Source organism: Ideonella lacteola (genome assembly GCF_038066555.1).
Lineage (GTDB): Bacteria > Pseudomonadota > Gammaproteobacteria > Burkholderiales > Burkholderiaceae_C > Ideonella > Ideonella lacteola.
Window position 1 is genome coordinate 12144 of record NZ_JBBUTG010000025.1, and the last position, 25592, is coordinate 37735.

Genomic DNA, 25592 nt, shown 5'->3' on the forward strand with positions numbered 1-25592 from the left:
GAGATGTCGGGAGAAGGTCAACCAGCAGGTTCTGGCACGGCGGGCGGCGCGGCCGCTCACGTCATCCGCTCGAAGTAGGCCCGCATCACGCCGTGGTAGCGCGGGTCTTCGAGCAGGAAGGCATCGTGACCATGCGGCGCCTCGATCTCGGCATAGCTCACGTCCACCCGGTTGTGGACCAGCGCCTTGACGATCTCGCGCGAACGCGCCGGTGAGAAGCGCCAGTCGGTGGTGAAGCTCACCACCAGGAACTTCTTCTCCCGCGCCACCTTGAAGGCCGCGCTCAAGTCGCCGCCAAAGGCGCGAGCAGGGTCGAAGTAATCGAGTGCGCGGGTGATCAGCAGGTAGGTGTTCGCATCGAAGTACTCGCTGAACTTGTCGCCCTGGTAGCGCAGATAGCTTTCGATCTGGAACTCAATGTCCTGCGTGCTGTAGCCCAGCTTGTTGTCGCGCAACTCGCGGCCGAACTTGGCCTCCATCGAGTCGTCCGAGAGGTAGGTGATGTGGCCGATCATGCGGGCCACCCGCAACCCGCGCTTGGGCACCACGCCGTGGGCATAGAAGTGACCGCCGTGGAAATCGGGGTCGGTGATGATCGCGCGCCGCGCCACCTCGTTGAATGCGATGTTCTGCGCCGACAGGCTCGGGGCCGTGGCCACCGCCACGCAGTGCCGCAGCTTGTCGGTGTGACGCAGCGTCCAGGCCAGCGCCTGCATGCCACCCAGGCTGCCGCCCACCACGGCCGCCAGTTGCCGGATGCCCAGCCGCTCGACCAGGCGCGCCTGCGCGTCCACCCAGTCTTCCACCGTCACCACCGGAAAGTCGGCCCCGTAGGGCTGCCCGGTGGCCGGGTTGGTGTGCATCGGGCCGGTCGAGCCGAAGCAGGAGCCGGGGTTGTTGATGCCGATCACGAAGAAGCGCTCGGTGTCCAGCGGCTTGCCGGGGCCCACGAGATTGTCCCACCAGCCGGTGCTGCCGGGTTGGTCGGCATGCTCGCCGGCCACGTGGTGCGAGGCATTGAGCGCATGGCAGACCAGCACCGCATTGCTGGCATCGGCATTCAGCGTGCCGTAGGTCTCGTAGACCAGCGTGTAGTCAGCCAGCTGTGCGCCGCTTTGAAGGCGCAACGGCTCGGCGAAATGCATGGTTTGCGGGACGACGACCCCAACCGACCTCATGGTTCGACCTTCCAACGAAAAACCCGGTGCCGCAGCAAAGACGCGGACACCGGGTGTGGTCGGGTCCTGTTTAGCTGCATTTGTTTGTTGAAGCGCCCGCAATCCGGAGCAAATCGGCGCTGATGGGCAAGGAGTCTACCAGCCCTCGCCCGCCCTGCCCACGCCCGCCTGACGATGGCATAGTCGGCCCACCTCACGCACCGCGCCGGCTCCGGCGAGGCCGCGCGACTCCAACGCCATTGAACCGAGGGACAGGACGCCAGGTGAATCACAGTCTTCAGCACTACGCCCGCCTGGGCGCGGTGGTGGTGGTCGTTGTCGGCTGCTATCAGGTCTTGCATCCGTTCATCCCCGCGCTGCTGTTCGCGGCCGTGGTCTGCGCGGCGAGCTGGCCGCTCTACCGGCGCCTGCGCGACGCACTGGGCGGCCGCTCGACCTGGGCCGCGCTGGCGATGACGCTGCTGCTCGTGGTGCTGGTGATCGGGCCATCGACGCTTCTCGCACTGAGCCTGGCCGACGATGTGGCCGCGGTGTTCGACGGCGCCAAGGGGTTGCTCGACCACGGCCCCATCGAGCCGCCCTCCTGGCTGCGCGAGGTGCCGCTGGTCGGCCAGGCGCTCAGTGAATACTGGCACCGCATCGCGGCCAGCCGCGAAGAGCTGAACACGCTGCTCAAGAGCCTCTTCGAGCCCGCCCGCATCCTGCTGCTGGGTGCCGGCAAAGCCATCGGCGGCAGCCTGGTTCAGCTCACCTTCGCCACCTTCATCGCGTTCTTTTTCTTCCGCGATGGTGAGCGCATGGTCGACGCCGCGCGCGCCATCCTGGTGAAGCTGGCCGGCCACTTGGGTGAAACGCTGCTGTCCACCATCAATGGCACGGTGATCGGCGTGGTGCACGGCATCTTCGGCACCGCGCTGGCCCAGGCCCTGGTGGCCCTGATCGGCTTTCTGGTGGCGGGCGTGCCCGGCTCGGTGGCGCTGGCGGCCCTCACCTTCCTGCTCTCGATGGTGCCCGTCGGCCCACCGCTCGTCTGGGGCGGCGCGGCCATCTGGCTCTTCGTGCAAGGCTCGGTCGGCTGGGGCATCTTCATGGTGGCCTGGGGCCTGTTTGCCATCAGCTCGATCGACAACGTGATCAAGCCCTACCTCATCAGCCGCGCCAGCAGCCTGCCGCTGTTGCTCATCTTGCTCGGCGTCTTCGGCGGCATCGTCGCCTTCGGCTTCATCGGCATCTTCATCGGCCCCCCCATGCTCGCCATCGGCCTGACGCTGGTGCAGCTGTGGTCCGGTACGGATGCGGTGGCTGCGCCTGAAGGGCCGCCAGAGGCCGCGCCCTGAGGCGGGCCACCGCGAGAGCCGCCTCACGCAAAGCGCGCGAAGGCTTCAGTGTCGATCTGGCGGCCCGCCGATCGTCGTGGGTACAGCGGGCGGAAGGCCGCCCCACTGCACAAAGGAGATTGGCATGCGATTCATGGTGATGGTGAAGGCCACGGCCGACAGCGAGGCCGGTGTGATGCCCTCAGCCGACGAGTTTGCGGCGATGGGCGCCTTCAACGAGAGGCTGGTTCAGGCGGGCGTCATGGAGGCGGGCGAAGGCCTGCACCCCAGCGCGCGCGGCGCGCGGGTCGCCTTCTCGGGCAGCTCACGTCAAGTGATCAACGGGCCCTTCCCGATCACCAACGAGTTGGTCGCCGGCTTCTGGATCTGGAACTGCGCCTCCCTGCAAGAGGCGATTGAGTGGGTGAGGCAATGCCCGAATCCGATGCGCACCGATTCGGAGATCGAGATTCGACCCATCTACTCCGCAGAAGATTTCGGCGATGCGCTCACGCCCGAGTTGCGCGAGCAGGAAGAGCGGCTGCGGCAGCAGGTTCAGACGCGCAACGGCTGAGGCGCGGCGCCCTCGTCCATCGACGTCTTCCATATCGACCCACCCAGTGAACCACCCCGCTGGCAGGCCAGCAAGGGTGTGGAGGCGGTGGGTCGCCATGCAGGAGCCGGAAGGCTCCTCAAGATCAACGCATCACGATCAGCTGAACGCGCCGGTTCATGCTGCGGCCTTCGCGGGTGCTGTTGTCGGCCAGCGGCGCCGATTCGCCGTAGCTGATGGTGGCCATGCGGGCCAGCGGCAGGCCGGCACGGGCCAGATGCAGACGAACGGCTTCAGCCCGCTTCAAGCCCAGTTGCTGGTTGAGCGCGTCGTTGCCCGTGGCATCAGTGTGGCCCTGGATCTCGACGAACACCGGCTGGTTGTCGGCCTTGAGTTTGGCAACGAGTTGATCGAGTTCCTGGCCCGCTTGCTCGGTGAGCTCGGCGCGGCCCGAGGTGAACTTGATCTTGTCATCGGTGAGCAGCGTGCTCATCAGCAGCCCCGGCGGCGCAGGCAGATTGTTGGCGGCCTGGGCCCGCGCCGCAGCCTCTTGCTGCAGGGCCTGGATGCGCGCCTCGCTGTTCTGCACTCGGCTGTCCAGTGCCTGCACGCGAGTGCCAAGGCCATCCACGCTGGTCTGTACCGGAGCGACCGTCTCTTTGACGAACTCTTTCGTGGCGCAAGCGCTCAGCAACAAAAGGCTGCTGGCAACGATCAGGGGTGAGAGTCTCGACATCGTTGAAGTCGTTCATGAAGAAAGTCACACGACTTTAGGCACTTCTGCGACGCAAACGTACCAAGCTGTGACCAGCCTCCGCACCGTTAACCGCATCCAACAAAGCCTTACCGTTCTATGCAGCAGCCCCAGGCTCAACCCGCACGGCGCGACACGGTGACAGGTTCGCCGAAAAGTTTGGCCCGGCACAGCAGCCGCCGCCAGGTCAGTCCGCGCAAGCGCCCGCACAACTGGGCCCGCCCTGCGTCACGCCGGTGGCTGTATTGCCGACGATTCAGATCAGCCGCTGGATGAACTGCAGGTCGCGCGGTGTGTCGCTGCGGGATGTCACCCGGTCCCGCTCCAACGAGGCGCGGGTGGTCATCTGGTGTTCATCCGTCTTGCGAAGCGCCCCCTTGACGGCCCCCTGCATCATGTCGATCAGGGTAGTCTCGGTCTTGCGGTCCTTGATGCCCAGGGCATCGTAATTGCCCGACTCCACATCCAGCAGCAAAGTGCGCGTCTTGGCGATGGTGGCATCCAGCGTCTCGGTGCGCTGTTGGGTGATGGTCTGCTCGCCCGTCGAGCCCTTGCGGCTGCTGGTCGTCCTTTGTCCGATGCTGTAATCGACCGTGCCCTGCTCCACCAAGCCACCGAAACGATTGGTCTTCCGGGTCTCGCCCCAGAACCGGGCTTCGAAGTCGGCCAGGCCGCTCTGCGGCAACTGCGCCTTCGCGGGCTGAGCATCGCCCGTTGAGTTGACCTCGCTGTCTTGGGAAGCAACGCTCGTGGTGGCTGCTGTCGTCAATGCGGCCCGGTGATTTGTTTCGTCGACATCAGCAGGCTCGTCCGCGCGCCCGGCCCATGGGGCAGCCTGCAACTGCGCAAAGGCCTGCTTGAACAAGCCGACCCACTCGCGGTCTTCGTGGCCACGCTGGCCCGCCGCGTCGATCTGCGCCAACATCTGGTCGATGGCGGACTGACGCTGTGCACCGTTGACTTGGCCCGCGGCACCGGTGGCGACGGACAGCGCCATCTTGCTTTGGCCGCGCTCCATCGACAGTGCCACCTTGTCTGCATCCCAACTCAGCTGGAACGACTTGAGCGCCTTGCCTGAGACTTCGGCCCGGGGGTTGTCGATCGACAGCTCCAGGTTGGCCAACGTGCCGTCGCTCATGAACTCCTTCAACCGCGACAGTTGCACCTCGGGATCATCCCGGCCCAGCCCATCCAGCGCCTGATCCAGACCGTCGGCCATCGCGGCCAGCGACTCTCGCTCGCCCTGGCTCAACTCGCCCGAGCTCTTCACCTGCAGTTGTAGCCCCTTGGTGCCGCCGTCTTGCCCATCGTTGACGGCAATCACCAGGTCCACACGCTGCCCGGCCTGGGTCGTGAGTGTCAGCTTGACCTTCACCGCGCCATCGGCCACTTGCTTCAGGGCGGCATCGTTGAGCTTGGCAGCGTCTTCGGCCGACATCGCCTCGGGCGGTGTCGCGGCCCGCGTATCAGAGGCCGATACATCCGATGTGCCACCGAGTTCGTCGGTGGGCCGGGTCGCGTCAGAGCTCGTATCGGTCTCGGGCGCCGCTGTCCACGCGAGCGTCTGGGAGTAGCCTTCTCCGGTGCTGGCCAGTTGACGCAGCAATGCGCCACCAAGACCGTGCCAACGGTCTGCCAGCGTATGCGCCTGTGCGCCAGAGTCAGCCAGCATCAGCCGGCCTAGTTCATTGTCTTGCGGCCCGGCCCAGACCGGCAGTTCGTCGGAACGCTGGACACCCGACCGAGGTTGATAGACGAGCGGATCAGCTTGCGCGTTGCCCAGCGCCACGGTGGTGGAAGCGACGCTCTTGTCCACCGCAGCGCCTGGCGTGGCGCGTGACGTGTCCCGGGTCGTGGCACCGGTCAACGGCTGAGCAGTTGAGGTGCGGCCGTCCGATGTACGCGACGTCAGTCCGCTGGCCAAACGGGCCTGCAATCCAGCGGAATCGACAGCCCTCGCGGCGGCGAAGCGGGCCAGGCCAGTGGGGGCACCGGCGAACGCCAATTGAACGTGCATGACCATCCCTCCCGGACAGATATGTCTCGTTGTCGGCCGCTCCGGGGCCAGCCTGATGCCCTGTTTTGCGTCGCTGTGCACAGCCGAGGGCGAAAACACCAAAGAAGTGGCCACTTGCGCGTTACTGGTCATTCGACCAATAATTCATCCATGCCACGTCCCTCCCAAGGCATCGATCAAGCGCTGCTGCGCAGCGGCCTCGCCCTCTGGCCTCAGTCGGGATGCGCAGGCTTGTCGGTGCGCAAGGTGGCCGAGCACGCGGGCGTGAACCCGGCAATGTTTCACTACCACTTCGGCAGCAAGGGCGCGTTCCTCGAAGCGGTGCTGCAGCAGGTCTACGAACAGATGTTCAGCCAGCTCTCGGCCAGCGCCGCGCGAGATGGGCCGGTGCTAGGGCGCCTTGAAGACGCGCTGCTGACACTGGCTCGATTCGTGCGCGAGCACCACGCCTTGCTGGCCCGGCTGGCGATCGATGCAGCGCACGGCGAAACGGTGGTGCAGCAGTTCCTGCGCACCAATGCGCCGCGGCACCTCACGCTGCTGCTGCAGTTGCTCGGCGAGGCCGAAAGTGCCGGCCTTCTGATACCGGCGCCGCCGATGCAGCGCTTCGTGTTCCTGATGGGCAGCGTGGCCGCGCCGATGTTGATGGTGCAGGCCATGGCAGCGCTCGGTGTGGCGCCCGCGGCGGCGATGGGCGCCGCCCAGGCCCTGAGTGACGACGCGATTCGCCAGCGGGTGCAATGGGCGCTGGCTGCGCTCGTCCAGCGCCCGCCCGCCAGCGAGATCTCCACCACCACACCACCCGCCACCCCACGCCGCCGCGCCACCACCCGATCGAGGACCCGCCCATGAACCACCACCCGCCAGGCTTCGCCACGGTCGATGCGCCTGCAGCGAGATCGGCCGTCAACGCACTCGGCCGGGCAGTGGTGCTGGTCGCCTGCCTGGCCGCCTCGCTGGCCGCCCTGGCCATGGCTGGCTGCAAGTCAGCCGACGAACACGGCTGGTCGGGCTATGCCGAAGGTGACTACATCTACATCGCCGCACCGGTGAGCGGCACCTTGCAGACACTGTCGGTGCAGCCCGGCCAGCAGGTGGCCGCTGGCACCTCGTTGTTCACGCTCGATGCCACCCCCGCCCAAGCTGCCCGCGCCGAGGCCGATGCCCGCCTGCGCGCGGCCCAAGCTCAGGCTCAGAACACCACCAAGGGCCGGCGCGCCGACGAGATTGCCGTGGTGCGCGCGCAGCTCGCCCAGGCCCAGGCGCTGGCGGCCCGGGCCGAGAGCGAATGGCAGCGGCAAAAGGCCTTGGTCGAGCAGCATTTCGTGAGCCAGTCGCGGCTGGACGACGCCGCCACCGCCCGACAGCAGGCGCGCGATCGGGTGGCCGAGCTCGAAGCGCAATTGAAGGTGTCGCACTTGCCTGCGCGCCCCGATGAAACCGACAGCGCCAAGGCCCAGGTGGATGCCGCCGAGCAGGCCCAGAAGCAGTTGGCCTGGCGCGAGCAGCAGGCGGTGCAGACGGCGCCGGCGGCCGGCCTGGTGGCCGACACCTTCTGGCGGCCCGGCGAATACGTGCCGGCCGGGCAACCGGTGTTGTCGCTGCTGCCACCGGCAGCGCGCAAGGCACGGTTCTATGTGCCCGAGGCGGAGCTCGGTGCGCTGAAGATTGGCCAAGCGGTGAAGCTGCAGTGTGATGGCTGCGGCACGCCCATCGAGGCCCACATCAGCCGCATCAACAGCCAGCCCGAGTACACACCACCGGTGATCTACTCGAACACCCAGCGCGCCAAACTGGTCTTTCTCGTCGAAGCCCGGCCCGAGGCCGACCAGGCCGCCCGGCTGCACCCGGGTCAGCCGCTCGATGTGCACTTGGCCTCGGCTCGATGAACGGCGCGACCGCTTCCACACCGTCGACACCCGCCAGCAGCAAGCGGGCCGACGATCTGGCCATCGACGTACGCGGGCTCACCAAGCGCTACGACGGACGGGCCGTGGTGGACGATGTGGCACTGCAGTTGCGCGCTGGACGCATCTGCGGCTTTCTCGGCCCCAATGGCAGCGGCAAGACCACGACCATCCGCATGCTCTGCGGCCTGTTGACGCCGGATGCGGGCGAAGGCACCTGCCTGGGTTTTGATCTGCGGCGCGAGGGCTTGAAGATCAAGCGCCAGGTCGGCTACATGACGCAGAAGTTCGGCCTGTACGAAGACCTGTCGATCCGCCAGAACCTCGATTTCATCGCTCGGCTTTTCGAACTGGATCAGCGCACGCAGCGTGTGGATGCCGCGCTCGATCGCCTGGGCCTGACGACTCGCGCGCAGCAATTGGCCGGCTCGTTGTCGGGCGGGTGGAAGCAGCGCCTGGCGCTGGCCGCCTGCCTGCTGCATGAGCCACGCCTGCTGCTGCTGGACGAACCCACCGCCGGGGTAGACCCCAAGGCGCGCCGCGAGTTCTGGGATGAGATCCACCGGCTGGCCGCCGAAGGCATCACCGTGCTCGTTTCCACCCACTACATGGACGAGGCCGAGCGCTGCCACGAACTGGCCTACATCGCCTACGGCCAGTTGCTCGCGCGAGGCACCGAAAGTGAGATCATCGAGCAGGCCGCCTTGACGGTGTGGGCCGTGCAGGCACCGGGCGCCCCCGCCCTGCTCAGCGGCCTGTTGGCCCCGCTGAAGCAGGCCCCCGGCGTGTTGAGCGTGGCGGCCTTCGGCAGCTCGGTGCATGTGGCTGGGCAAGACGGCGCCGCGCTGGACACCGCGATAGCGCCCTACCGCCAGCGGCCCGAGCTGCACTGGAGCCGCGCCGAGCCCAACCTCGAAGACGTGTTCATCAGCCTCATCGGCCGGGCGCCCGACAACATGGGGCCGGCCGTGGCAGCGGCACCGCGCCGCACCACGCCATGAGCGCCCGCTTCTCCTGGGCCCGCACGCTGGCCATCTTCCTCAAAGAGTTCCAGCAGATGCTGCGTGACCGGCCCACCTTCGGCATGGCGGTGGGTGTGCCCATCATCCAGCTGGTGCTGTTCGGCTACGCGATCAACACCGATCCGAAGGGCCTGCCCACTGCGCTGGTGGCGATGGACAGCGGCCCCGCCGCACGCGAGCTGGTGGCCACGTTGCAGAACACCGGCTACTTTCGCATCGTGGCCCAACCTGCCAGCGAGGCCGAGGGCGAGGGCCTGCTGGAGCAAGGCGAGGTGCAGTTCCTCATCGCCATCCCGCCCGATTTTTCTCGGCGGCTGGTGCGAGGCGAGAAGCCCGCGTTGCTGGTGAGCGTGGATGCGACCGACCCCTCTGCCTCGGGCACGGCACTGGCGGCCCTGGCGGCCGTGGCGCCGCGCGCCATGCCCCACACCCTCACCGGCCCACTGGCGGCGCTGCAGCCCAGAGAACCCCCGTTCGAGTTGCGGGTGCACCGCCGCTACAACCCCGAAGGGCTGTCGCGCTACAACATCGTGCCGGGTCTCATCGGCACCATCTTGACGATGACGATGGTGATGCTGACCGGCCTCGCGATGACGCGCGAGCGCGAGCGCGGCACGATGGAGAACCTGCTCGCCACCCCGGTGCGGCCGGTGGAGGTGATGATCGGCAAGATCCTGCCGTATGTGGTGATCGGCTATGTGCAGCTCGGCGTCATCCTCGGCGCGGCCGCCTTGCTCTTTCAGGTGCCGATGGTCGGCAGCATGACGCTGCTGATGCTGATGATCGGCGTGTTCATGCTGGCCAACCTGGCGGTGGGCTTCACCTTCTCGACGCTCGCGAAGAACCAGTTGCAGGCCCTGCAGATGACGTTTTTCTTTTTCCTGCCGTCGATGCTGCTGTCGGGCTTCATGTTCCCGTTCCGGGGTATGCCGGATTGGGCCCAGGCGATCGGCGAAGCACTGCCACTCACCCACTTCCTGCGCATCGTGCGGGGCATCCTGCTCAAGGGGAACGGCGCCGCGGAACTGCTGCCCGAGCTGTGGCCCATGCTGGCCTTCCTCGCCGTGGCCGGCGCGGTGGCCTTGAAGCGCTACCGACAGACGCTCGACTGACCCCGACGGCGTCCCACGTTCGGGTGGCCGCCGGCGGCTAAGGGCTAGTCCAGTGAAACGGAGAAATCGGAAGTTCGCCGGTGTTTGGCAGGGCGCGCAGCAAGGCGCGGCCCGCAGCCCAGGCTGTACGCCTGGGCAAGGGTCGCAACGCCGCGGCGCGCCCTGCCAAGCACCGGCCCACAGGGTGGGCACCTGCCAGCGGCGCACTCGGCGTTGCCAATGCTCGCCGGGTGTCCAACCCGACTGCGCTTGGCGCCTTGATTGCATCGCTGTCAGGTGTCCACGAACATCCGATTTCTCCGTCTCACTGGACTAGGCCCCCCTGGGGCGAACATGGACGCCCGCAGACACCACGCGCTGGCATACTCCGCCGCGAGTATGTTGGACCCCAATGCCCCCGCGCCGGACACCGCCGACGAGCTGTTCCGGACGATGTACCAAGACTTGCGCCGCCTGGCCAGCTCGCGCCTGCGCCGCAGCGAGAACATCACGATGCTCGACACCACGGCGCTGGTGCACGAGTCTTACCTGCGCTTCCAGCACCAGAGCGATCTGGGCGGCATGAGCCAGGGCCAGTTTCTGGCCTATGCCGCGCGGGTGATGCGCTTCGTGGTGATCGATTTCGTTCGACAGCGTCATGCCGAGCGGCGCGGCGGCGATCAATTGCACGTCACCCTCAACACCGAGGTGGCCGAGTCGGTGTCCGTCAAAGATGACGATGTCATTCGCATCCACGAGGCCATCGAAGAGCTGGCCCAGGTGGACGACCGGCTGGCCCGCATCGTCGAGATGCGCTGCTTCGCCGGGCTGGACGAACTGGCCATCGCCCAAGCCCTGGGCGTGACCGACCGCACCGTGCGGCGCGACTGGCAGAAGGCCAGGCTGCTGCTGAAAGCCGTGCTGCAGTGACGATGGCGCCGGCCACCTTTGCCCGGCGCCCGCGGTTGTCACCCCCAGCGCCTTTGGCGGGCACGGCGGAGGCCGCATGAGCCTCTCGCGCGATGAACTCGCCCGCCTCTCGCAACTACTCGACCAGGCCCTGGATCTACCGCGTGCCGAACGCGCAGCCTGGCTGGGCCGGCTTGGCGAGGCCGATGCCACGCTGCGGCCCCAGCTCGAGGCCATGCTGGCCGAGGCCGATGACGAGACCACCGGTGGGGCCAGCGAAGCTCCGGGCCTGATCGATGTGCTCGACGCGCTGCCCGGCCTCGCCGGCGTGGCCGCCGAAGCCAAGATGGCCAGTGCGGACCCAGGCCTGCGGCAGATCGGCCCCTATTGCCTGCTGCGCACGCTGGGCCAGGGCGGCATGGGCACGGTGTGGCTGGCCGAGCGGGTGGATGGCGCGCTGCAACGCGCCGTGGCCCTGAAGCTGCCGCACATCAGCTCGCTGCACCAGCCGGCGCTGGCGCACCGGTTCGAGCGCGAGCGCGACATCCTCGCCGCGCTCGAACACCCGCACATCGCGCGCCTGTACGACGCGGGCGTCACGCCCGCCGGGCAACCCTACCTCGCCCTCGAATACGTCGAGGGCCTGCCGATCACCACCTACTGCGACGAGAAGCAGCTGCCACTGCGGGCCCGCATCGATCTGTTCCTGCAGGTGCTAGAAGCCATTCAGTACGCCCACGCGCGGCTGGTGGTGCACCGCGACCTGAAGCCGTCGAACATCTTCGTCACCCACGACGGGCAGGTTCGCCTGCTCGACTTCGGCATCGCCACGCTGCTGGACGACGGCGAATCACCGCGCAGCCACGCCCCCACCGAATGGGCGCACGCGCCGATGACGCCCGACTACGCCTCGCCGGAGCAAATCGCACATCAGCCGATCGGCACCTCGTCAGATGTGTACTCGCTGGGCGTGGTGTTCTACGAGCTGGTCACCGGGCAACGCCCGTACCGCTTGCCGCGCGAAACCCGCGGCGCGCTGGAAGACGCCATCCTCGGCATCGATCCCACCAAACCCAGCCGCATGCCCACCACCGAGACCGCCGCAGCGCAACGAGCACTGCGGCCGGCGGGCCTGCGGCGGCAGCTGCGGGGCGATCTCGACAACATCGCGCTGATGGCGCTGCGCAAGAACCCGGCCGAGCGCTACCCCTCGGCCGAAGCCTTCAAGCAGGATCTCAAGCGCTGGCTGCGCAACAAGCCCGTGCATGCGCACCCGGGCAGTTGGTGGTACCGCACGCGCAAGTTCATCCAACGGCACAAGCTGCCGGTGGCTGCCACCGCGCTGGCCGGCACCGGCATGCTCGCGGCCCTGGCGGTGGCGCTCGACCAGGCCGAGGCCGCGCGCCGCGAAAGCCAGCGGACGAAGGCGGTGCAGGACTTCCTCGTCGGCCTCTTCAACGAAGCCGACCCGGCGCGGGCCCAGGGCCGCGAGCTGACCGTGCGCGACCTGCTCGCACGCGGCGAGCGCGACCTGCAGGCCAGGCTGGTGGCCGAGCCTGATCTGAACGTGGCCCTGAGCGGCGTGCTGATCGACATCTACGACAAGCTGGGCGACCACAAGCCCACCTTGCCGTTGGCCGAGGCCCGGCGCGACCTGATGGTGAAGAGCCACGGCGAAGGCAGCATCGAGCACGCGCAGGCGCTGATCACGCTGGCGCACGTGCACAAATCGCTGGGCCACCACGACAAGTCGCTGTCGCTGCTGAACGAGGCCCGCCCCATGCTGCTGGCACGCCACCCGGCTGACGCGGCGGATCTGCTGCGCGTGGACCAGGCGGTGGCTGACAACCTGCTCGATCTCAATCGGCACGACGAAGGGCGCAGCCTGCTGCAGCGACTGCTGCCGTCCATCGAGCGCCAGTACGGGCCGGACAGCTACGAGGTCGCGCAGGCCCGCGTGCGCCTGGCCACATCACTCGCCAGCGAGGGCCGCAAGGAAGACGCCACCAAGGCGCTTCAAGATCTTCAGCCGCTGCTTGAGAAGGACTGGCGTTCCGAAGGCATGGGGGCCGCCGCGCTGCGGGCCGATGTGGGCTACACGTTCTGGCAGATGCGGCTATTTCCTGAAGCGATCCGCACGCTGGAAAAGGCCATAGCCGAGCTCGATCGATTGGCCGGCCACAACAACACGCTTTCGATCCAGGCCGGCCGCACCCTGGGCATGGCCTACATGGACAGTGGCCAGTACCTTCAGGCGGACAAGATCTTCGCCAGCAATGTCGAGCGCTCACGGCAGGTCTATGGCCACGATGACAGCGAGACCGCGCTCAACCTGTCGTTCCATGTGATGACGCTCAACCGCGTGGGGGACGCTGACGGCGCTGAAGAGAGTGCACGCGAGTCCGTGCGGCTGGCGCAGGCCCAGGGCAGCTCGCTGTCAGCCTCGGAGGTGCGGGGCTTCACCCGTCGCCTGGCCTCGGCGCTGGTGGTGAACGGCAAGCCCGAAGAGGCCCTGCGGTGGTTCGACCGGCTGGTCGCCGAGGAAGAAGCCGCGGGCCAGAAAGACACGCGGCACGCCTCCACCTTGATGCTGCGGGCCGGCGCGCTGAACGCCCTGGGGCGGGGCCGGGAGGCGGGGTTGGCCGGCGAGGCCGCGGTAGAGGCCTGGCGGCAGGCCGGCGCCGCCCTGGGGGCTGCTGGCCACGTGGGCACCGCACGGGCCCAATTGAATGCCGCCCTCGGCTGGATCACCGCCGGCGACACCGCGCGCGCCGAGCCGCTCATCGCCAGCGCCGAGAAGCTGCTGCAAGACCACCACACCGGCCCGCATCCCGAACAGCAACTGGCCGCCCTGGTGCGCGCCCAATGGCTGCGCGCCGTGGGCCGCTCCACCGAGGCCGACACCACCGAGCGGCAAGCCCGGGCCCGCTACCGCGAGCTCGCCGGCGCCGAGGCGCCTGTTCCGCTGCGCATCGTGCTGTGAGGGCGTGAGCGTCTCTCGTTCGCGCCCAAACGCCAGAAAGACGCGCACGCTCTGAGCCCCCGGCGGCGCCCGCTGCCGTTTGGGCTTCCTCGCCCCCCACGCCCGTTTTGTTCATGCCCTGCCGCCAGGGCGGCACAGGGCCGCGCCCGCGTCGCCGGGCCCCTCACTGGACGACCCGTTCGCACGGGGCTGCGTCGTGTGAACACGCCCTAGCCGCATCCCCCATTGGGGGGGCCTAAACGTAGGGGGGATGTGCGTGTCCGGTTCGGACGCGAGCTCACGAATTGTTGAGTAGGGCCGCACGACACAACACATCGGCTCAACACGCAACCTCACTGCATTTCATCGAAAACACTGGAGAAACCTATGAAAACCCGCTTCGAACAGCCCCGCCCCACCCTGCTGGTTGCCGCGATCGCCGCGGCCTCGGCCTGCATGATGTCGCACGGCACCGCCCGTGCCCAGGAAGCCGCCGACGCGATGGCGGTGGATGGCCAGGCGCTGATCCAGCCCGAATCGCTGGACGTGAACGCGCTGACCGACGACCACTCGACGAACGCGCCGACCGCCTGGTGGACCTACACGAACGTGACCGCCGACCAGGTGGGCACCTACCTGAATCAGAACGGCGCTCGCCTGACCGAGATCGAGGTCTACTCGGTCACCAGCGGCGTGCCCCGATTCACCGTGCGCATGGTCAAGAACTCGGGCGCCTACGCCGTGCCCGGCTGGTGGTGGTACTACGGCCTGACCGCCGCCCAGGTCACCTCCTACGTCAACGCCAACAACGGCCGCCTCATCGAAGTCGAGCCCTATGACATCGGCGGTGGCCAGATCCGCTTCGCCGTCGTCATGGTCTCCAACACCGCCGGCGCCGCCCGCGCCTGGAGCTACCTGATGGGCGTCAGCTCCGCCCAGATCACCGACCACATCAACTCCAGCGGCCACCGCCTGATCGACCTGGACAGCTACACCGAAGGGGGCGTCAAGAAGTACACCGCCGCCTTCGTCGCCAACACCGGCGCCGACGCCAAGAGCTGGCAGTGGTGGATCAACCAGACCCCGGCCTCCATCGCCAGCAAGGTCAGCTCCTTCCAGGGCCGCATCGTCAAGCTCGAGCGCCAGTCCAACGGCACCTACAACTTCATCCAGGTCAAGAACACCGGCAGCGACAACTCCGCCTGGTGGTACCAGTACGGCTTCGCCTCGATGACCGACCTGAACAACTACGGCCTGCAGGTCGCCTCGCGCCCCATCGACATCACCACCTACGTCGACGGCAACGGCACACGCCGCTATGACGCCGTCTTCATCGACAACGCCAACGCCTCCACCCGCCGCATGCGGGACCTGCTCGGCAAGACCTTCCTCGATGCCAACGGCAACCCCACCAAGGGCATCTTCGAGTCCTACCTCAAGCAGGTCAACGGCGCCGTCAAGGTCGACCTCAACAGCGCTCGCCGCGCCGAGACCGCCAGCTCGCTGAAGTCGCTGCACCTGTTGCACTCGATGAAGCAGGTCGAACTGGGCCTGGACACGTTGAACTCGGCCTTCACCTACTACGAGTACGACGCGGATGACGGCAGCAACGCCTGCCCGGATCCCTCGAAGGAGACGACCGCCAACCGCCGCACCAACTACAACTTCGAGATGGGCCTGGACGAGATGATGCGCATCTCCGACAACCGCACCACGCGTGGCACCGTGCTGCGCTACGGCGGCACCTTCACGCCGTTCAACACGACGGCCGCCAACTCGGGCATGACCGGCACGACGCTGCGCCACAACATCGGTTGCGCCTACTGGAACTTCACGACCGGCAAGTACGACCCGGCCACCCGCCGCAACGACACGACCGCCGCCGACCTGGCCCACATCTACGAAGGCGTGTGGAACCAGACGCTGCTGACCAACAAGAACTCTGCGCGCAGCGAGTTCCTGGAATCGGCCAACCCGGGCACCGGCGCCGGCAGCGCGCTGCAAGCCATCATCAACGATGAGGCCGCCAAGCAAGGCAAGTCGGCGATCGCCGCGCAGTTCGGCTCGCTGATCAAGAGCTGGGGCAAGGGCGGCAGCTACGGCACCTGCCTGCCGGATTCGAACGGCGGCTGTGGCCAGCAGGTGATCGTGCGTTCGGGCACGGGCCTGATCCAGTTGCCGATCAAGGTCAACGGCGTGCTGTCGTACCGCGACTACGTGTTCGGCCGCCTGATCTCGGACACGCCGGTTCCGTGCTGGGAAGACTACGACACCCCGGGCACCAACTGCCAGGCTGACGTGGACTACACCAACGCCTACAGCAACGCCGCCAACGAGCTGTACCGCGACGAGATCCGCGAGGCGCTGAAGACCTGGTAATCGGCCAGCGTCTGCCTCTCACGCCCACCGAGCGCCCGGCCCCGCCGGGCGCTTCTTTTCACCCGCTCTCACTTTCGTTGCGAACACGCCATGAACCTCTTGCTCGCCACCCTCGCCACCGCCACGGCCCTCGCGCTGCACGTCCCGGCACAGGCCGGGATGGAGGCCCTGGAGGCCCTGGAGGCCCTGGACGTGAACGCCTCCACCGACGACCACTCGGTCAACCTGCCGACATCGTGGTGGACCTACACGAACGTGACCGCCGACCAGGTGGGCACCTTCCTGAGCCAGAACGGCGCCCGCCTGACCGAGATCGAGGTCTACTCGGTCACCAGCGGCGTGCCCCGCTTCACCGTGCGCATGGTCAAGAACTCCGGCGCCTACGCCGTGCCCGGCTGGTGGTGGTACTACGGCCTGACCGCCGCCCAGGTCACCTCCTATGTCAACGCCAACAACGGCCGCCTCATCGAGCTCGAGCCCTATGACATCGGCGGTGGCCAGATCCGCTTCGCCGTCGTCATGGTCTCCAACACCGCCGGCGCCGCCCGCGCCTGGAGCTACCTGATGGGCGTCAGCTCCGCCCAGATCACCGACCACATCAACTCCAGCGGCCACCGCCTGATCGACCTGGACAGCTACACCGAAGGGGGCGTCAAGAAGTACACCGCCGCCTTCGTCGCCAACACCGGCGCCGACGCCAAGAGCTGGCAGTGGTGGATCAACCAGACCCCGGCCTCCATCGCCAGCAAGGTCAGCTCCTTCCAGGGCCGCATCGTCAAGCTCGAGCGCCAGTCCAACGGCACCTACAACTTCATCCAGGTCAAGAACACCGGCAGCGACAACTCCGCCTGGTGGTACCAGTACGGCTTCGCCTCGATGACCGACCTGAACAACTACGGCCTGCAGGTCGCCTCGCGCCCCATCGACATCACCACCTACGTCGACGGCAACGGCGCACGCCGCTATGACGCCGTCTTCATCGACAACGCCAACGCCTCCACCCGCCGTATGCGAGACCTGCTCGGCAAGACCTTCCTCGATGCCAACGGCAACCCCACCAAGGGCATCTTCGAGTCCTACCTCAAGCAGGTCAATGGCGCCGTCAAGGTCGACCTCAACAGCGCTCGCCGCGCCGAGACGGGCAGCTCGGTGAAGGCCCTGTATCTGTTGCATGCGATGAAACAGGTCGAGCTGGGCCTGGACACGTTGAACTCGGCGTTCACCTACTACGAGTACGACCCCACCCGAGGCCCGTACATCTGCCCGACCTCCAGCAAAGAGGTGGCGGCCAACGAACGCCAGGCCGCCAGTTTCGAAGCCGGGCTGGACCAGATGATGTCCATCTCCGACAACCGCGCAGCGCGGGGCACGCTGTTGCGCTACGGCGGCAGCTTCTCGACGCTGAACAGCACGGCTGCCGCGTCCGGCATGACCAGCACCACCTTGCGCCACGACGACGGCTGCGCCTACTGGAACCCCACCACCTTCCGCTACGACCCCGCCTCGCTGCGCAACGACACGACCGCCGCAAACCTCGCCCATCTGTACGAAGGCGTGTGGAACCAGAGCCTGCTGGGCTCGGCCCATTCGGCGCGCGATGAGTTCCTGGAATCGGCCAACCCGACGCTGGGGGCCGGCGCGCTGCAGGCGATCATCAACGAGGAAGCGGCCAAACAGGGCAAGACGGCCCAGGCCGCTGCGTTCGGCGCACTGGTGCGCACCTGGGGCAACACCGGCAAATACAACACCTGCCTGCCGGATGACAACGGCGGATGCGGGCAGAAGGTCATCGTGCGCTCAGGCACCGGCCTCGTTCGCCTGCCGGTCTACACCCAAGGGTTCCAGACCTACCGCGACTACGCCTTCGGCCACCTGATCTCGGACACACCGGTGCCCTGCTGGGAAGACACCGAGACGCCGGGCACCAACTGCCCTGCCGATGTGGACTACACCCAGGCCCACGACGCGGCCGCCAACGAACTGTGGCGCGACGAGGTCCGTGAAGCACTGAAGACCTGGTGACCTGCGCTCCATCCGATGGTTCTTGCTCCTCCGACGTAGATGGCGCCCGGCTTGACCGGGCGCCTTTCTTTTGGCGGAGCGCGTGATCGCTGTACACCGTACAATGAATCATTGGTAGCCAGACATCGTCGCGTACGGCAACCCGTGCGGCGCCCTGGCCGGCCCACCTGAAGGAGCCTCGCATGGATCTGACCGAACGCCTTGCCGCCTTGCGCAGCGCCTATGCGGCGCGCCACCCGGCCAGCGCCGCCCAGTACGAGGCGGCCTGCGCGCATTTGCCGGGCGGCAATACCCGATCGGTTCTCTACTACGAGCCCTTTCCACTGGCCATGGTCAAGGGCCAAGGCGCCCGCCTGTGGGACGCTGACGGGCACGGCTACACCGACTTCCTCGGCGAGTTCACCGCGGGCCTGTACGGCCATTCACACCCGGTGATCCGCGCCGCCATCGATTCGGCGCTCGACCAGGGGATCAACCTCGCCGGCCACACCGTGCTCGAAAGCCGTCTGGCCGGCCTCATCAGTGCCCGCTTGCCGTCGATGCAGCGGTTGCGCTTCACCAACTCGGGCACCGAGGCCAACCTGATGGCGCTGGCCGTTGCCATCGCCCACACCGGGCGCCGCAGGGTCTTGGTGTTCAAAGGGGGCTACCACGGGGGCGTGCTCACCTTTGCGAACGGAGGCGCCGCGGTCAACGTGCCGCACGAGTTCATCGTCGGCCGCTACAACGATCTGGCCCGCGCGCGGGCGCTGATCGACGACAACGCCAACCACCTGGCCGCGATCCTGGTCGAGCCGATGCAGGGCTCGGGCGGCTGCATTCCCGCCGATCCGGCCTTCCTGCGCGGCCTGAGCGATGCGGCACACGCCGTGGGTGCCATGCTCATCTTCGACGAGGTGATGACCTCTCGCCTGTCGCCAGGGGGCCTGCAGGGCCGGTGGGGCATCACGCCAGACCTGACGACGCTCGGCAAATACATCGGCGGCGGCATGTCGTTCGGGGCCTTTGGCGGCCGGGCTGAGGTGATGGAGCTGTTCGACCCCCGGCGCCCGGGGCACCTGCCCCACGCGGGCACCTTCAACAACAACGTGCTGACCATGTCGGCCGGTATCGCGGGCCTGGGGCAGGTGTACACCCCCGAAGCCGCCATCGCGCTGAACCAGCGAGGCGACGCGCTGCGCGAGCGGCTGAATGCGCTGTGCCGTGCGCAGGGCGCCGCGATGCAGTTCACCGGGCTGGGCTCGCTGATGAACCTGCACCCGACGGCCCGCGCGATCGAGCGGGTGGACGACCTGCCCAGCGACGGCCAGGCCATGCGCGATTCGTTCTTCTTCCTGATGCTGGAGCAAGGTTTCTACCTGGCCCGCCGTGGATTCATCAGCCTGTCGCTGCCCTTGACCGATGCCGATCTCGACGCCTTCGCCGAGGCTGCCGGCCGTGTCATTGAAACCCTGTCCACGCCCTGACCCATGCCAGGTACCGACGCCAGCGCCACGCAAGCACCACGACGCCAGGCCACGGACGAACCCAAGCCCAAGCCCAAGAGCGCGACGCCGCTGAGTGCCGAACGCATCGTCGAAGCAGCCCTCGCGCAGATCGCCGAGCGGGGTGTCGAACGTTTCAGCCTGCGCGATGTGGCCCGCACGCTGGGTGTCTACCCCACCGCCGTGTACTGGTACTTTCGCAGCCGCAATGAGCTGCTGGCGGCGGTGTGCGCCGCGGCGCAGCGCGACATCGTGCCGCCGCCCCGCCAAGGGGACTGGCAGGCGTGGCTGCGCGAGTTGTTCCGGCGCTATCGCCAGGCGATGCGCACCCACCCACACCTGGCGCAGTTGGTGGGTGCGCAGATGCTGTCCAACGCCAGCCTCGATCTCACGCTGGTTGACGGCATCTTGCACATGCTGCAACAGGCCGGCTGTCCCGATGGCCCGCTGGTCGACCTGTACAACGCGGTCGTGGCCGCCTTGTGCGGCTACCCCACGATCGAGCTGGCCCCTCTGCCCGCCGAAGACCCGATGGGCTGGGCTGCCGACCTGCAGCAGCGCGTGCACCAGATTCCCGCGATGCAGCACCCGGTGCTGGCGCGCCACCTGCACCGGATGGCCGATCGGTCGTTCGTGCTGCGTTGGACGCCGGGCACCCAGCAGCCGCTCGACGGCGGCTTCGACGCCTACGTCGAGATCTTCATCGCCGGCCTGGAAGCGCGCCTCGCTGCCGCGCGGGCGGGCTGAACGCAGGCCCGAAACGTTCTTGTGCCGCCCAACACAGCGGCCTATAGTGCCCTGCAGGCCGAACGCATTCGTCTCGGCCTGACGACGGGCACAGTGCCCGTCAACTCGAAGGCCGCCCGTGGCCGGGCCGGTCGGCAGGAGGGACATCAGAAGGGCGTCGAGCCCCACACGGTGCCCGGCTGTTCTGACCGGAGTGACATGATGTTCAAGCACATCCTGCTGCCGACCGACGGTTCCCGGTTGTCCGAGATCGCCATCTTCAACGGCATCGAACTCGCGCGCCAGCATGGCGCCCGGGTGACCGGCCTGCACGCCATGCCGGAGTTCCACCTGCTCAGCTACCGGGCGGCCGCGCTCGATGAATCGCGCGACCATTTCGCCCAGGACGCCCAGGCCCACGCGGAGCGCCACCTCGAATTCATCCGGCGCATCGCCGACGAGGCGCGCGTCGAATGCGCCACCGTCGCCGAGCTGAGTGACCACCCGCACGACGCCATTGTCAAAGCCGCAAGGCGCCTGTCATGCGACCTGATCCTGATGGCCTCGCATGGCCGGCGCGGGCTGATCAGCACCTTGCTGGGCAGCGAAACCCAGCGTGTGCTCGCCCACAGCGAGGTGCCGGTGATGGTCTGGCGGGCGCCGGCGTCCGCCGGCTGAGGCGGCGGCTGCTGCGTTGCACCACGCAGCGTGAATCAACGTTGGTGATGGGACGATGGTGCGATGCACAATCCAGGTCCATTGCCAACGTTGGGAGCCTGCCATGCGTCGCGTCGTGTTCAACCAGAAGGGCGGGGTCGGAAAGTCGACCATCACCTGCAACCTGGCCGCCATTGGCGCCCACTCCGGCCAGCGCACGCTGGTGGTTGATCTCGATCCGCAGGGCAATTCCACCCGCTACCTGCTGGGCGCCGAGGCGGAAGGCATCGAAGACGGGGCCGCCGACTTCTTCGACCAGACACTGAAGTTCAGCGTCCGCGCCAAGACGCCGGAAGACTACATCGTCGAGACGCCATTCGAGCACCTGCACCTGCTGCCCTCGCAGCCTGCGCTGGAAGAACTGCATTCCAAGCTCGAGTCGCGCTACAAGATCTACAAGCTGCGCGATGCGCTGGCGTCACTCGAAGACCAGTACGACGCCATCTGGATCGACACGCCACCGGCGCTGAACTTCTACACCCGCTCGGCGCTGATTGCGGCAGACGCCTGCCTGATCCCGTTCGATTGCGACGATTTTTCGCGCCGCGCGCTGTATGCGCTGATGGAAAACGTGCAGGAGATCCAGGCCGACCACAACCCGGGCCTGAAGATCGAAGGCATCGTGGTCAACCAGTTCCAGCCCCGCGCCAACCTGCCGCAGCGCACCGTGCAGGAACTGGTGGATGAAGGCCTGCCGGTGCTGGAGCCCTACCTGGGCGCGAGCGTGAAGGTCAAAGAATCGCATGAGCGCTCGCTGCCGATGATCCACCTGGACGCCCGCCACAAGCTGACGCAAGAGTTCGTGGCCTTGCACGCGGCGCTGAGCAAGCCGGCCACCCGAAAGCGCGCCGCTCGCGCGGCCTGAGCGATGGATCAATGGGCTGAGCGAAACCCGGCCCAGCCCCAACCGGCCAGTGCGGCCACCATCATGGTGACCGCGGCCCCGGTGGCCAGCCACCAGCCCCAGCCGAGCAATCCGGCCGCGCCGGCCAGCACCGCCAACAGACCCGAGCCCCCCAGCCACGTGCCCCACACGCGGGGACGCTGGACGGACGACCAGGCCACCATCAAGGCGCCCACGCCGCCGATGAACGTGCCCATGTGGAACAGCGCATCGAACAGCGTGCGCGCCGCGAGGTAGGCCCCCTCGGCTTGCGTGGCGGCGGCCAAAGGAGGCAGCACCTGGCCGACCATCGTGTCGACCCCCAGGAACACGGCGCCCACGAGCGCCACCATGATCCAGCCTGCTCGCAAGCCCGGCGCCGCCGCACGTTGCGCCAGCATCAAGCTGGCCACCGTCAGCAAGGCATCTCCGGGGATGCCGGCCCAGCAGGCCAGCAACATCCAGCCGCCAGCACCGGCGGTGGCGGCGCGGGCCGCATCCAGGCTCGACGCGCCCGCCGGCATGGCCGCCTGCGGCCCGGCCATCACGTAGGCCCCACAGGTGACGAGCACCAGTAAGCACGCTATCAGCAACAAGCCGGGTGCGGCCCGGCCCTGCGCCAGGCCCGCCTCCTGGGCTGTGGCCACCGCCGCCGGCGAAGATGGATGAAGTGCCGTCGAACTCATGAAGCCTCCGTTGCGACGAATGCCCCGCATGCCGCGGGGCGGAGCAGGCGTCGCCAGGCGCGAAGCCGTCGGTTAAGTTAACGCTGATAACATAAACCACAATGTTATCTTCGTCAACATGACGACACGATCTGCCGGCACGCCGCCCCGCCCCCGGAGACGGTCGGCCTCGGTGGCCGGGCGGGACGCACCCGCTGCCGCACCCGCCACCGTGTCGGTGAAGGCCGGCTACCACCATGGCGACCTGGCCCGCGCTCTGGTGCAGGCCGCCATGCACCTCGTGGAGCAAGGCGGCCCGGCCGCACTCACGCTCAGAGATGCCGCCCGGCTGGCGGGCGTCAGCGTCGCCGCGCCGTACCGCCATTTCGCCGACCGCGAAGCACTGCTCGCCGCCGTGCTGACGGCGGGCTTCGATGGCCTCACCGCCCACACCGAAGCCGCACGTCAGGCCGCGCCCGATGCCTTGCAGGCCCTGCGGGCCGTGGGCTTGGCGTATGTGGACTTTGCGGCCGCCCACCCCTCGGTCTACCGGCTGATGTTCGGCCCCGAATGCGACAAGGCTGCCCATCCGGACCTGATGGATGCAGGCGCACGTGCACGCGGCGTGCTGCTGCTGGCCGTCCGCAACGCGCAGGCAGCCGGCCTCGTCGGGGGCGGCCCGCCCGAGACGGTGGCGCTGGCCGGCTGGTCGATCTGCCACGGCCTCGCGTCGCTGCATGTCGACGGGATGCTGGCCGGGACAATCCCGATGCCGATCGAGCAAGCCGCCCGTGCGGTGGTGGATATGCTCTTGGCCGGCGCAGTGCTGGCCCCCGCCGGGGCCGCCCGCCGTTGAACCCTTGACCTGGAGCCCCCATGCGCATCGAGATCGCCCCCGGCGTGCGCCTGTTTGTCGACGTCGATGGCTTCGGCCTCGTGCCCGATGGGCCGACGATGCGCGAGAAGCCCACCCTGCTGCTGCTGCATGGCGGCCCGGGCTTCGATCACACGGGCTTCAAGCCCGCGTTCTCGCCACTGACAGACATCGCCCAGGTCATCACCTACGACCACCGGGGCCATGGCCGCAGCGACCCCAGACCGGTGGACGAATGGACGCTCGACACCTGGGCTGACGACGTGGTGCGGCTGTGCGACGCGCTGGGCATCGTCAAACCCATCGTGCTCGGCCAGTCGTTCGGCGGCTTCGTGGCGCAACGCTACCTGGCGCGCCACCCGGGCCATCCCGCCAAAGTGGTGCTGTCATCGACCTCGCCGGCCTTCAACCTGGAACGCAAGCTGCCGGTCTTCGAGCGCCTGGGCGGCCCCGCGGCCCGGCAACTGGCCGAGACCTTCTGGCTCAACCCGACCGAGGCCCACACCGAGCAGTACCTGCGCGAGCTGCACCCGCTGTACAACACCCGGCCGCCGGCCAGCGCCGATGGCCGCCAACGCGCCCGCTACCGCCTGGACATCCTGCGCCACTTCATCGTCCACGAGATGCACACGATGGATCTTCGCCCCGGCCTCGCCGCGGCGCAGTGCCCGGTGCTGGTGATGGCGGGCGCCCAGGACCCGGTGTGCCCCCCGGCCGACAGCGAGGACATCGCCGCCGCGCTGCCCGCTCATCTGGTCGAGCTGCAGGTCTACGCCGGCAGCGGCCACGGCGCATGGCGCGACGAACCCGAGGCTGCCTTCGCCGCGCTGCGACGGTTCATCCTGGCGTGACGGCGCCCCGCATCGCGATCATCGGCCTGGGCACGGCCGGGCAGGCCGCCGCCATCGCGCTGGGCCGGCAGGTGCCAGACGCCGAGATCACCCTCTTCGAGCAAGCCGCCGAACCGGGCCCCGCCGGCGCGGGCTTTCTGCTGCAACCGACCGGGCAGGCGGTGTTGGCCCGTTGGGGCCTGCTGGCCGAGGCGCAGGCCCTCGGCGCGCGGGTCGAATGCCTGCTGGGCCACAACCACCGCGGCCGGCTGGTGATGGACATGCGCTACGACCACGCCGACCCGCAGCGGCAAGGCCTGGGCCTGCAGCGGGGCGCGCTGTTCGAGCTGCTGCACCGCCACCAGCCCGCCACGGTGCGCTGGGAGCCCGGCAGCACCATCACCCGGTTGGAGCCCGACGCCGGGCGGCTGCACGATCACCGTGGCCGCGAGCATGGGCCGTTCGACCTGATCGTTGTCGCCGATGGTTCACGCTCATCGCTGCGCGAGCAGCAGTTCGGCCCCCGGCCCGCCACGCCATACCCCTGGGGAGCCTGGTGGTGCCTGGTGCCCGCCGAAGGCTGGTCGACACCCCACGAGCTGAACCAGCGCTATCGCCTGGCGCGCCAGATGGCTGGCCTGCTGCCGGTGGGCCGGCACCGGCCCGACCTGCCCGAGATGCTGTGCCTGTACTGGAGCATGCCAGCCGACCAGGCACCACCGGCCGATGCCAGCTCGCACACCGTGGCCGAGGCGCTCGCCCCGCTCTGGCCGGAGGCCGCCCGCCAACTGCGCGCTCACGCACCCCGGCCGCTGGCCCACGCCACCTACCGGGCCGTGAACCTGCCGCGCTGGCACCACGGCCGGGCGGTGTGGATCGGCGATGCCGCCCACGGCATGAGCCCACAGCTGGGCCAGGGGGTGAACATGGCGCTGCTGGATGCCATGGTGCTGGCAGACGCCCTGGGGCCCCGGCTGGATCTGCAGCAATTGCCCAGGTTTGCCGCCCAGCGCCAGCGCCACGTGCGGTGGTACCGCTGGGCCAGCCATGGGCTGACGCCGCTGTTCCAGTCGCGCGCCGATCTGCTGGCCCGGATGCGCGACCTGGTATTCACCCCGGCCAGCCGCACGCCGGGCATGCGCAGCCTGTCGCGCCGGCTGCTAAGTGGAACCCTCGGGCTGCCCGCCGGCACGTTCCCTGCTTTACCGCTGCAACAAATTGATTCAGCTTTGATGCGCGGTCCCAGCACGGAGAGCTGATTCGATTGGCGATACTTTCGGGCTTCGCTCGTCATCACCCCCCC

At 68.0% G+C, this 25592-nt stretch carries 21 protein-coding genes; 17 read left to right on the forward strand and 4 right to left on the reverse strand.

Annotated elements, in window-relative coordinates:
* Window positions 1–56: 56 nt before the first annotated feature.
* Entirely contained in the window at window positions 57–1178 is a 1122-nt protein-coding gene (gene metX / locus AACH06_RS25005; protein ID WP_341428525.1) for a homoserine O-succinyltransferase MetX, read from the reverse strand.
* Window positions 1179–1441: 263 nt separating this feature from the next.
* Here metX and AACH06_RS25010 point away from each other — a divergent pair, with 263 nt between their 5' ends.
* Both AACH06_RS25010 and AACH06_RS25015 read left to right on the forward strand, forming a co-directional pair.
* Window positions 1442–2515 (forward strand): AI-2E family transporter, encoded by a 1074-nt coding sequence (locus AACH06_RS25010; RefSeq protein WP_341428526.1) that lies wholly within the window; start codon window positions 1442–1444, stop codon window positions 2513–2515.
* A 124-nt stretch (window positions 2516–2639) separates the two neighbouring features.
* Window positions 2640–3068, forward strand: coding sequence for a YciI family protein (locus AACH06_RS25015; RefSeq protein WP_341428527.1), 429 nt, complete (start codon window positions 2640–2642; stop codon window positions 3066–3068).
* Window positions 3069–3192: 124 nt separating this feature from the next.
* On the opposite strand, the gene AACH06_RS25020 is transcribed toward AACH06_RS25015, so the two are convergent.
* Window positions 3193–3783 carry an OmpA family protein gene (locus AACH06_RS25020; protein ID WP_341428528.1) on the reverse strand — a complete coding sequence of 197 codons (591 nt, stop codon included), beginning with the start codon at window positions 3781–3783 and terminating at the stop codon, window positions 3193–3195.
* 274 nt (window positions 3784–4057) lie between these two features.
* Window positions 4058–5818 carry a hypothetical protein gene (locus AACH06_RS25025; protein WP_341428529.1) on the reverse strand — a complete coding sequence of 587 codons (1761 nt, stop codon included), beginning with the start codon at window positions 5816–5818 and terminating at the stop codon, window positions 4058–4060.
* Between the two features lie 150 nt (window positions 5819–5968).
* Here AACH06_RS25025 and AACH06_RS25030 point away from each other — a divergent pair, with 150 nt between their 5' ends.
* From AACH06_RS25030 to AACH06_RS25085, 12 genes are all read left to right on the forward strand, one after another.
* Complete coding sequence (locus tag AACH06_RS25030; RefSeq protein WP_341428530.1) at window positions 5969–6670, forward strand: TetR/AcrR family transcriptional regulator; 702 nt, start codon at window positions 5969–5971, stop codon at window positions 6668–6670.
* The gene (locus AACH06_RS25035) at window positions 6667–7707 is read left to right on the forward strand and encodes an HlyD family secretion protein (RefSeq protein WP_341428531.1); all 1041 of its coding nucleotides are present in this window, start codon (window positions 6667–6669) and stop codon (window positions 7705–7707) included. The genes AACH06_RS25030 and AACH06_RS25035 overlap by 4 nt, the downstream gene beginning before the upstream one ends.
* Complete coding sequence (locus AACH06_RS25040) at window positions 7704–8726, forward strand: ABC transporter ATP-binding protein (RefSeq protein ID WP_341428532.1); 1023 nt, start codon at window positions 7704–7706, stop codon at window positions 8724–8726. Before AACH06_RS25035 ends, AACH06_RS25040 begins: the two co-directional genes overlap by 4 nt.
* Window positions 8723–9859 (forward strand): ABC transporter permease, encoded by a 1137-nt coding sequence (locus AACH06_RS25045; RefSeq protein ID WP_341428533.1) that lies wholly within the window; start codon window positions 8723–8725, stop codon window positions 9857–9859. Before AACH06_RS25040 ends, AACH06_RS25045 begins: the two co-directional genes overlap by 4 nt.
* 378 nt (window positions 9860–10237) lie before the next feature.
* Entirely contained in the window at window positions 10238–10768 is a 531-nt protein-coding gene (locus tag AACH06_RS25050) for an ECF-type sigma factor (RefSeq protein WP_341428534.1), read from the forward strand.
* A gap of 76 nt (window positions 10769–10844) precedes the next feature.
* On the forward strand, window positions 10845–13730 hold the full coding sequence (locus AACH06_RS25055) for a serine/threonine-protein kinase (protein ID WP_341428535.1): 2886 nt from the start codon (window positions 10845–10847) through the stop codon (window positions 13728–13730).
* A 366-nt stretch (window positions 13731–14096) separates the two neighbouring features.
* Window positions 14097–16088: a serine hydrolase gene (locus AACH06_RS25060; RefSeq protein WP_341428536.1), complete on the forward strand. Its 1992-nt coding sequence runs from the start codon at window positions 14097–14099 to the stop codon at window positions 16086–16088.
* Between the two features lie 90 nt (window positions 16089–16178).
* Window positions 16179–18110 (forward strand): serine hydrolase, encoded by a 1932-nt coding sequence (locus AACH06_RS25065; RefSeq protein ID WP_341428537.1) that lies wholly within the window; start codon window positions 16179–16181, stop codon window positions 18108–18110.
* A gap of 182 nt (window positions 18111–18292) precedes the next feature.
* Window positions 18293–19576 (forward strand): aspartate aminotransferase family protein, encoded by a 1284-nt coding sequence (locus AACH06_RS25070; protein ID WP_341428538.1) that lies wholly within the window; start codon window positions 18293–18295, stop codon window positions 19574–19576.
* Window positions 19577–19579: 3 nt separating this feature from the next.
* The gene (locus AACH06_RS25075; protein ID WP_341428539.1) at window positions 19580–20341 is read left to right on the forward strand and encodes a TetR/AcrR family transcriptional regulator; all 762 of its coding nucleotides are present in this window, start codon (window positions 19580–19582) and stop codon (window positions 20339–20341) included.
* A 201-nt stretch (window positions 20342–20542) separates the two neighbouring features.
* Window positions 20543–20998 carry a universal stress protein gene (locus AACH06_RS25080; RefSeq protein WP_341428540.1) on the forward strand — a complete coding sequence of 152 codons (456 nt, stop codon included), beginning with the start codon at window positions 20543–20545 and terminating at the stop codon, window positions 20996–20998.
* A 103-nt stretch (window positions 20999–21101) separates the two neighbouring features.
* Window positions 21102–21902, forward strand: coding sequence for a ParA family protein (locus AACH06_RS25085; protein ID WP_341428541.1), 801 nt, complete (start codon window positions 21102–21104; stop codon window positions 21900–21902).
* A gap of 8 nt (window positions 21903–21910) precedes the next feature.
* Here the strand turns inward: AACH06_RS25085 and AACH06_RS25090 are convergent, their stop codons facing one another.
* A complete protein-coding gene (locus AACH06_RS25090; RefSeq protein WP_341428542.1) occupies window positions 21911–22606 on the reverse strand; it encodes a hypothetical protein in 696 nt (231 codons plus the stop codon).
* Between the two features lie 118 nt (window positions 22607–22724).
* On the opposite strand from AACH06_RS25090, the gene AACH06_RS25095 reads away from it, so the two are divergent.
* Genes AACH06_RS25095 through AACH06_RS25105 form a run of 3 tightly spaced genes read left to right on the forward strand, consistent with a single transcriptional unit; the run spans window position 22725 to window position 25548 of the window.
* Window positions 22725–23441 carry a TetR/AcrR family transcriptional regulator gene (locus AACH06_RS25095; RefSeq protein WP_341428543.1) on the forward strand — a complete coding sequence of 239 codons (717 nt, stop codon included), beginning with the start codon at window positions 22725–22727 and terminating at the stop codon, window positions 23439–23441.
* A gap of 20 nt (window positions 23442–23461) precedes the next feature.
* Window positions 23462–24310 (forward strand): alpha/beta fold hydrolase, encoded by an 849-nt coding sequence (locus tag AACH06_RS25100; RefSeq protein WP_341428544.1) that lies wholly within the window; start codon window positions 23462–23464, stop codon window positions 24308–24310.
* Complete coding sequence (locus AACH06_RS25105) at window positions 24307–25548, forward strand: FAD-dependent oxidoreductase (RefSeq protein WP_341428545.1); 1242 nt, start codon at window positions 24307–24309, stop codon at window positions 25546–25548. Before AACH06_RS25100 ends, AACH06_RS25105 begins: the two co-directional genes overlap by 4 nt.
* Window positions 25549–25592: the final 44 nt, after the last annotated feature.

What these genes read in the sequence shown, in the direction of transcription:
- metX (WP_341428525.1), bottom strand. Translation starts at nt 1,178, where the DNA reads ATGAGGTCGGTTGGGGTCGTCGTCCCGCAAACCATGCATTTCGCCGAG.
- AACH06_RS25015 (WP_341428527.1), top strand. Translation starts at nt 2,640, where the DNA reads ATGCGATTCATGGTGATGGTGAAGGCCACGGCCGACAGCGAGGCCGGT.
- AACH06_RS25020 (WP_341428528.1), bottom strand. Translation starts at nt 3,783, where the DNA reads ATGTCGAGACTCTCACCCCTGATCGTTGCCAGCAGCCTTTTGTTGCTG.
- AACH06_RS25025 (WP_341428529.1), bottom strand. Translation starts at nt 5,818, where the DNA reads ATGCACGTTCAATTGGCGTTCGCCGGTGCCCCCACTGGCCTGGCCCGC.
- AACH06_RS25030 (WP_341428530.1), top strand. Translation starts at nt 5,969, where the DNA reads ATGCCACGTCCCTCCCAAGGCATCGATCAAGCGCTGCTGCGCAGCGGC.
- AACH06_RS25035 (WP_341428531.1), top strand. Translation starts at nt 6,667, where the DNA reads ATGAACCACCACCCGCCAGGCTTCGCCACGGTCGATGCGCCTGCAGCG.
- AACH06_RS25040 (WP_341428532.1), top strand. Translation starts at nt 7,704, where the DNA reads ATGAACGGCGCGACCGCTTCCACACCGTCGACACCCGCCAGCAGCAAG.
- AACH06_RS25045 (WP_341428533.1), top strand. Translation starts at nt 8,723, where the DNA reads ATGAGCGCCCGCTTCTCCTGGGCCCGCACGCTGGCCATCTTCCTCAAA.
- AACH06_RS25050 (WP_341428534.1), top strand. Translation starts at nt 10,238, where the DNA reads ATGTTGGACCCCAATGCCCCCGCGCCGGACACCGCCGACGAGCTGTTC.
- AACH06_RS25055 (WP_341428535.1), top strand. Translation starts at nt 10,845, where the DNA reads ATGAGCCTCTCGCGCGATGAACTCGCCCGCCTCTCGCAACTACTCGAC.
- AACH06_RS25060 (WP_341428536.1), top strand. Translation starts at nt 14,097, where the DNA reads ATGAAAACCCGCTTCGAACAGCCCCGCCCCACCCTGCTGGTTGCCGCG.
- AACH06_RS25065 (WP_341428537.1), top strand. Translation starts at nt 16,179, where the DNA reads ATGAACCTCTTGCTCGCCACCCTCGCCACCGCCACGGCCCTCGCGCTG.
- AACH06_RS25070 (WP_341428538.1), top strand. Translation starts at nt 18,293, where the DNA reads ATGGATCTGACCGAACGCCTTGCCGCCTTGCGCAGCGCCTATGCGGCG.
- AACH06_RS25075 (WP_341428539.1), top strand. Translation starts at nt 19,580, where the DNA reads ATGCCAGGTACCGACGCCAGCGCCACGCAAGCACCACGACGCCAGGCC.
- AACH06_RS25080 (WP_341428540.1), top strand. Translation starts at nt 20,543, where the DNA reads ATGTTCAAGCACATCCTGCTGCCGACCGACGGTTCCCGGTTGTCCGAG.
- AACH06_RS25085 (WP_341428541.1), top strand. Translation starts at nt 21,102, where the DNA reads ATGCGTCGCGTCGTGTTCAACCAGAAGGGCGGGGTCGGAAAGTCGACC.
- AACH06_RS25090 (WP_341428542.1), bottom strand. Translation starts at nt 22,606, where the DNA reads ATGAGTTCGACGGCACTTCATCCATCTTCGCCGGCGGCGGTGGCCACA.
- AACH06_RS25095 (WP_341428543.1), top strand. Translation starts at nt 22,725, where the DNA reads ATGACGACACGATCTGCCGGCACGCCGCCCCGCCCCCGGAGACGGTCG.
- AACH06_RS25100 (WP_341428544.1), top strand. Translation starts at nt 23,462, where the DNA reads ATGCGCATCGAGATCGCCCCCGGCGTGCGCCTGTTTGTCGACGTCGAT.